5 protein-coding genes are annotated in these 5,957 nt (G+C 73.2%); 1 reads left to right on the top strand and 4 read right to left on the bottom strand.

Annotated features, from left to right (window positions below; genetic code table 11):
- Positions 1-1,723 (top strand): response regulator (locus tag BZL64_RS40705; protein ID WP_143663399.1); only part of this gene is annotated, 1,723 nt, incomplete at its 5' end.
- A 98-nt stretch (positions 1,724-1,821) separates the two neighbouring features.
- Here the strand turns inward: BZL64_RS40705 and BZL64_RS35125 are convergent.
- The 4 genes from BZL64_RS35125 to BZL64_RS35110 form a co-directional block, all read right to left on the bottom strand.
- Positions 1,822-3,477, bottom strand: a complete 1,656-nt coding sequence (locus BZL64_RS35125) for a long-chain fatty acid--CoA ligase (RefSeq protein WP_244205701.1) — start codon at positions 3,475-3,477, stop codon at positions 1,822-1,824.
- 141 nt (positions 3,478-3,618) lie between these two features.
- Positions 3,619-4,167, bottom strand: a complete 549-nt coding sequence (locus BZL64_RS35120) for a SigE family RNA polymerase sigma factor (protein WP_086773113.1) — start codon at positions 4,165-4,167, stop codon at positions 3,619-3,621.
- Positions 4,168-4,391: 224 nt separating this feature from the next.
- On the bottom strand, positions 4,392-5,558 hold the full coding sequence (locus tag BZL64_RS35115; protein WP_086773112.1) for a lipid-transfer protein: 1,167 nt from the start codon (positions 5,556-5,558) through the stop codon (positions 4,392-4,394).
- Positions 5,555-5,956 (bottom strand): MaoC/PaaZ C-terminal domain-containing protein, encoded by a 402-nt coding sequence (locus BZL64_RS35110; RefSeq protein WP_086773111.1) that lies wholly within the window; start codon positions 5,954-5,956, stop codon positions 5,555-5,557. Before BZL64_RS35110 ends, BZL64_RS35115 begins: the two co-directional genes overlap by 4 nt.
- Between the last annotated feature and the right edge of the window lies 1 nt (position 5,957).

Raw genomic sequence — 5,957 nt, 5'->3', positions numbered from 1 at the left:
TTCTGTTCCGGTTCCTGGTTCTGTTCCGGTTCCTGGTTCCGTTCCCGTTCCCGTTCCCGGGCAGGTTCAGGTGCCGGCTCAGGCCGTGTCCGAGGACTCGCCGATCGACCACGGCCGGCACGACGCCGTCGCCCACGGCCAGGCCGACGACCACACCCCGCCGCAGCCGCACCCCACCACCGCCCCCACGGGCCGTCGGCGGCGGGCCGTCGGTCAGCCGGAGTCCGAAGCGGTGACGGAGGCTCAGCCTCAGCCCCGGACGGAGGGTGTCGCGGCCTCCGCCGTTCCGGCACAGGCACCAGCCCAGCAGGCACCCGCGCCCGTCCAGACCGCTCAGGTGCTGCCGCCTCCGGCTCAGCCGCTCCCCGGGCCTGCCGCGCCGGCCGGGCCGCTCCCCGCCGCAGCGGCCGTCCCGGCGACACCGACCCCCGGTGCGGGCACCCCGTTGCCGCCCGAGGCCGCCACCGCGCAGCCGCGGGCGGCTCAGCCTCTGCCCGCCGAGGCGACGACGCCGAACCCGCCCTTCGACCCCAACTCCACCCAGGGCCGCGCGATCAGCGTGCGGACACTGGGCCAGGGCGTGCCCTTCACGCGGCAGGCCGCACAGGTGCAGCAGGCACCGAAGGCTCCTCAGCCCACGACCACCACCCACTCCACCTCCGCCACTCCCGCCCCGCACAACCCGAACGGCTCCGGGCGGCGCCGCAAGCTGGGTACGCGGCCCGACCCGACGGCGGGACAGGAGCAGGCCGCCCGTCCGCATCCGACGGCCGAGCAGGCCGCCGCCGTACCCACGGGGCAGCCGCTTCCCGGACAGTCCCTGGCGGGGCAGTCCATGGCCGGGCAGTCGCGGCTCGCGCCGGGGACCGAGGGGGCCGGACGGTCGTACGCCATAGGGGCACCGGACAAGAACGCCGCCGAGGGGCCCGAGCCGCTGGACGGGCCGGGCGGGGCCGTCGAGGTGGCCGACCCGCCGCGGCCGCAGCCGATGGACGACGAGCTGCCGCCGGAGCCGCTGGACAACCCGCGCCGGCTGCTGGTGTGGCCGGCTCCGGACGTCAGTACCCAGCAGGCGCTCAGCGACCGCGGCTACCGGCCGGTGATCGTGCACTCGCGCGAGGAGGTCGACGCGCAGATCGCCGCCTTCCCGGCCGCGCTGTTCGTCGACCCGCTGACCGGGCCGATCACGCGGACCGCGCTGCAGTCGCTGCGCCAGGCGGCGGTGGCCGCGGAGGTGCCGGTGCTGGTGACGGCCGGGCTCGGACAGGCGACGCGCGAGGCGGCCTACGGCGCCGATCCCGCCGTACTGCTGAAGGCGCTCGCGCCTCGGGACACTGAGCAGCATCCGCCGCGGGTGCTGCTGATCGAGGAGCACGCGGAGATCGCGCTGGCGCTGACCGCGACGCTGGAGCGGCGGGGGATGCAGGTCGCGCGGGCGGCGAGCGACGCCGACGCGGTCACGCTGGCGGGGCAGCTGCGGCCGAACCTGGTGGTGATGGACCTGATGCAGGTGCACCGGGGCCAGGCCGGGATCGTGGACTGGCTGCGGGCGAACCAGCAGCTCAACCGCACGCCGCTGGTCGTCTACACGGCTGCCGTCGACCAGGCCGATCTGCCGCGGCTGGCCTCGGGTGAGACGGTCCTGTTCCTCGCGGAGCGCTCCACGAGCGAGGAGGTCCAGGTGCGGATCGTCGACCTGCTGGCGCGCATCGGCACCAACTGAGGGACGCGGTTGGGGTGCGGGCAGGCCTCGCGGCCTCCGCCGGACAGCCGTCCGCCCGGCAGAGGCCGCGAGGTGCTCTGCCGGGCGGACGGGGTGTGTCAGAGCTGGGTGACGTCCAGGTCGCCCGCCGCGTACTGCTTGCGCAGCACCTTCTTGTCGAACTTGCCCACGCTGGTCTTCGGGACGGCCTCGACGATCGTCCAGCGCTCCGGGAGCTGCCACTTGGCGACGCCGCCCTCGTCGGCGAGGAAGGCGCGCAGGGACTCGAAGTCGGCGGTGGCGCCCTCCTTGAGGACGACCGTGGCCAGCGGGCGCTCGCCCCACTTGTCGTCGGGGACGGCGACGACGGCCGCCTCGGCGACGGCCGGATGGGCCATCAGCGCGTTCTCCAGGTCCACCGACGAGATCCACTCGCCGCCGGACTTGATGACGTCCTTGGCCCGGTCGGTGAGGGTGAGGAAGCCGTCGGCGGAGATGGTGCCGACGTCGCCCGTCTTCAGCCAGCCGTCCTCGCTGAACTTGTCGTCGGGGCGCAGGGGTTCGGCACCGTGCCCGTTGTAGTAGGCGCCGGCGATCCAGGGACCGCGGACCTCCAGCTCGCCCGCGGACTCCCCGTCCCAGGGGAGACGCTCGCCGCCGGGTCCGGTGAGGCGGGCCTCGACGCTTGCCGGGAAGCGGCCCTGGGTCAGGCGGTAGCCCCACTCCGCGTCCGTGCCGACGGCGGAGGCCGGCGGGCGGGCGATGGTGCCCAGCGGGGAGGTCTCCGTCATGCCCCAGGCGTGGCAGACCCGCATGCCCAGCTTGTCGAAGGCCTCCATGAGGGAGGGCGGGCAGGCCGCGCCGCCGATGGTGACCTGGGTGAGGGCGGAGACGTCCCGCGGCTTGGCGGTCAGCTCGGCCAGCAGGCCCTGCCAGATGGTGGGCACCGCGGCGGCGTGGGTCGGCTTCTCGCTCTCGATCATCTCGGCGAGGGGCGCGGGCTGCAGGAAGCGGTCCGGCATCAGCATGTTGACGCCGGTCATGAAGGTGGCGTGCGGCAGGCCCCAGGCGTTGACGTGGAACTGGGGCACGACGACCAGGGTCGTGTCGTGATCGGTGAGACCCATCGACTGGGCCATGTTGACCTGCATGGAGTGCAGGTAGATCGAGCGGTGGCTGTAGACCACGCCCTTGGGGTCGCCTGTCGTGCCGGAGGTGTAACACATGGCGGCGGCCTGGCGTTCGTCCAGCTCGGGCCAGTCGTAGGCGGTCGGCTTGCCGGCGAGCAGGTCCTCGTACTCGTGGACCCGGGCGCTCGCCCCCGCGAGCAGCGAGCGGTCGCCGGGGCCGGTCACGACCACGTGCTCGACCGTCTTGAGGTGCGGGAGCAGCGGGGCCAGCAGCGGCAGCAGCGAGCCGTTGGCGATGACGACCCGGTCGGCGGCGTGGTTCACGATCCACGCGAGCTGTTCGGCGGGCAGCCGCAGGTTGAGGGTGTGCAGCACCGCGCCCATGGAGGGGATGGCGAAGTAGGCCTCGACATGCTCGGCGTTGTTCCAGGCCAGAGTCGCGACTCTCTCGTCGTCGGTGACCCCGAGGTCCTCGCGCAGCGCGTGCGCCAGCTGGGCCGCTCGGGCGCCGATCTCGGCGTAGGTGCGGCGCTGTGGCTCCCCCTCGCCGGTCCATGTGGTCACCTGTGACGAGCCGTGGATCGTCGATCCGTGCGTCAGGATCCTCGAGATCAGCAGCGGTACGTCCTGCATGGTGCTCAGCACGGCGTCCTCCCAGGTACGGCGTCATTGCCTACGCGGTGGTAACAGTTGCGCTGATTCTGCGCACATACCGCGCGGTATGTCACTAGGGAGCGATGATCGATCATGTCCGGTTACAACACGTCGAACCGCCACTTCAGCGCGTTATCGAACAACGCCCAGCTCAGGGTCGTCCCGGAGCTTGCCCAGCGCCCGCGACACCGCCGACTTCACCGTGCCCACCGAGACGCCGAGCACCTCCGCCGTCTGCGCCTCACTGAGATCCTCGTAGTACCTGAGGACTACCATCGCCCGCTGCCGGGCGGGCAGCTTCATGATCGCCCGCCACATCGCGTCGCGCAGCGCCTGCCTCTCGGCCGGGTCCTCATGGCCGGGCTGCGGTTCCGGCTCCGGCAGCTCCTCGCAGGCGAACTCGTCGACCTTGCGCTTGCGCCACTGCGAGGTGCGCGTGTTCAGCAGGGCCCGGCGGACATAGCCGTCGAGCGCCCGGTGGTCCTCGATCCGCTCCCACGCGACATACGTCTTGGCGAGCGCGGTCTGCAGCAGGTCCTCGGCGTCGCTCGGGTTGGCGGTCAGCGACCGGGCGGTCCGCAGCAGCACCGGCTGGCGGGCGCTGACGTACGACGCGAAGGACGGATACGAAGAGGGCCGCGTCTTGCCGTTCGCAGCGCGGGTGCAGACGGGTGTGGTCATGGCTCCACGCTAGGTTCGGACCCACCTGCGGCGGATCGGCCGCAGGTGCCGAAGCCGAGTCCGCCTCAGGTTGTAGGGGTGGTGCTGCCTCCACCTCCTGAAGGTGGACGAGACCACGCCGACTACTGCGGGATTACCCCTGGGGGGTCGGACGCCGACGGTACGGGTATCCCGGCGCGGGTTCACCGGGTGCGGGTGCCGCGGTTCCGCGCCCCCGTCCCCGTTCAGCCGTCGGCCGTCAGCACCAGCCCCGAGGTCGGCACGCCCGTCCCCGCCGTCACCAGGGTGCGGGCGGCGCCGGGTATCTGGTTCACGGACGTGCCGCGCAGTTGCCGTACGGCCTCGGCGATGCCGTTCATGCCGTGCAGGTAGGCCTCGCCGAGCTGGCCGCCGTGGGTGTTGAGCGGGAGGCGGTCCTCGGCGACGAACGCGGCGGCCTCTCCCGGCGGGCAGAAGCCGAACTCCTCCAGCTGCATGAGAACGAACGGGGTGAAGTGGTCGTACAGGATCCCCACGTCGATGTCGGCGGGCGCCAGCCCCGACGTCCGCCACAGCTGGCGGCCGACCACCGCCACCTCCGGCAGGCCCGTCAGGTCGTCGCGGTAGAAGCTCGTCATCTGCTCCTGGGCCCGCCCGGCGCCCTGCGCCGCCGCGGCGATCACGGCCGGCGGTCGCGGCAGATCGCGGGCCCGCTCCACCGAGGTCACCACCAGCGCCTGACCGCCGTCGGTCTCCTGACAGCAGTCCAGCAGCCGCAGCGGCTCGGCGATCCAGCGGGAGGCCGCGTGGTCGGCGAGGCTGATCGGCCGACCGTGGAAGTACGCCGCAGGGTTGGCCGCCGCGTGCCTGCGCGCCGTGACGGCCACCTGCCCGAACGCCTCCGGGGTCAGCCCGTACGCGTGCAGGTACCGCTGCGCCGCCATCGCCACCCAGGACGCCGGGGTGAGCAGCCCGAACGGCAGGGTCCAGCCGAGCGCCGTCCCCTCCGCCGACGGCTCCCGCCGCCGCACCCCCGAGCCGAAACGCCGGCCCGAGCGCTCGTTGAACGCGCGGTAGCAGACGACGACGTCGGCCACCCCGGCCGCGATCGCCAGCGCCGCCTGCTGCACGGTCGCACAGGCCGCCCCGCCGCCGTAGTGGACGCGGGAGAAGAAGGACAACTCCCCCATGCCGCAGGCCTGCGCCACCGTGATCTCCGGGCTCGTGTCCATCGTGAACGTCACCAGCCCGTCCACGTCCGCCGGCCGCAGCCCCGCGTCGTCCAGCGCCGCCCGCACCGCCTCCACCGCCAGCCGCAGCTCGCTGCGCCCCGAGTCCTTGGAGAACTCCGTCGCCCCGATCCCGGCGATCGCCGCCCGCCCGCCGAGACAGTCCCGCGCCCGCACGCTCACCGCGCCTCCCCTGGGGTCGGGGGGACGGTGACCGTGACGGTGCCGCTGACGTGCCGCCCGATGCCGTTGTCCCCGGACACCCGCACCACCGCCGTGTCCCCGTCGACCTCCTCGACCGTGCCCCTCAACACCATCGTGTCGCCGGGCCGGTTGGGCACCCCGAGCCGGATGGCGACCCGGCGCAGCACCGCCGCCGGACCGAAGTGGTCGGTGATGTAGCGGCCCACCAGGCCGTTGGTGGTGAGGATGTTCATGAAGATGTCGGGGGAGCCCTTGGCCCTGGCCGCCTCGGCGTCGTGGTGCACGTCCTGGTAGTCGCGGGAGGCCACCGCCCCCGCGACGATCAGCGTCCGCGTGATCGGCACCTCCAGCGGAGCAAGCTCGTCCCCGGCCCTCACC

The organism is Streptomyces bobili, assembly GCF_002154575.1.
GTDB classification, from domain to species: Bacteria; Actinomycetota; Actinomycetes; order Streptomycetales; family Streptomycetaceae; genus Streptomyces; species Streptomyces bobili.
This window is presented reverse-complemented; position numbering and strand designations above follow the sequence as displayed.

Bases quoted from the DNA above. Each gene is read 5' to 3' on its own strand.
- BZL64_RS35120 (WP_086773113.1), bottom strand. From the start codon at position 4,167: ATGACCACACCCGTCTGCACCCGCGCTGCGAACGGCAAGACGCGGCCC.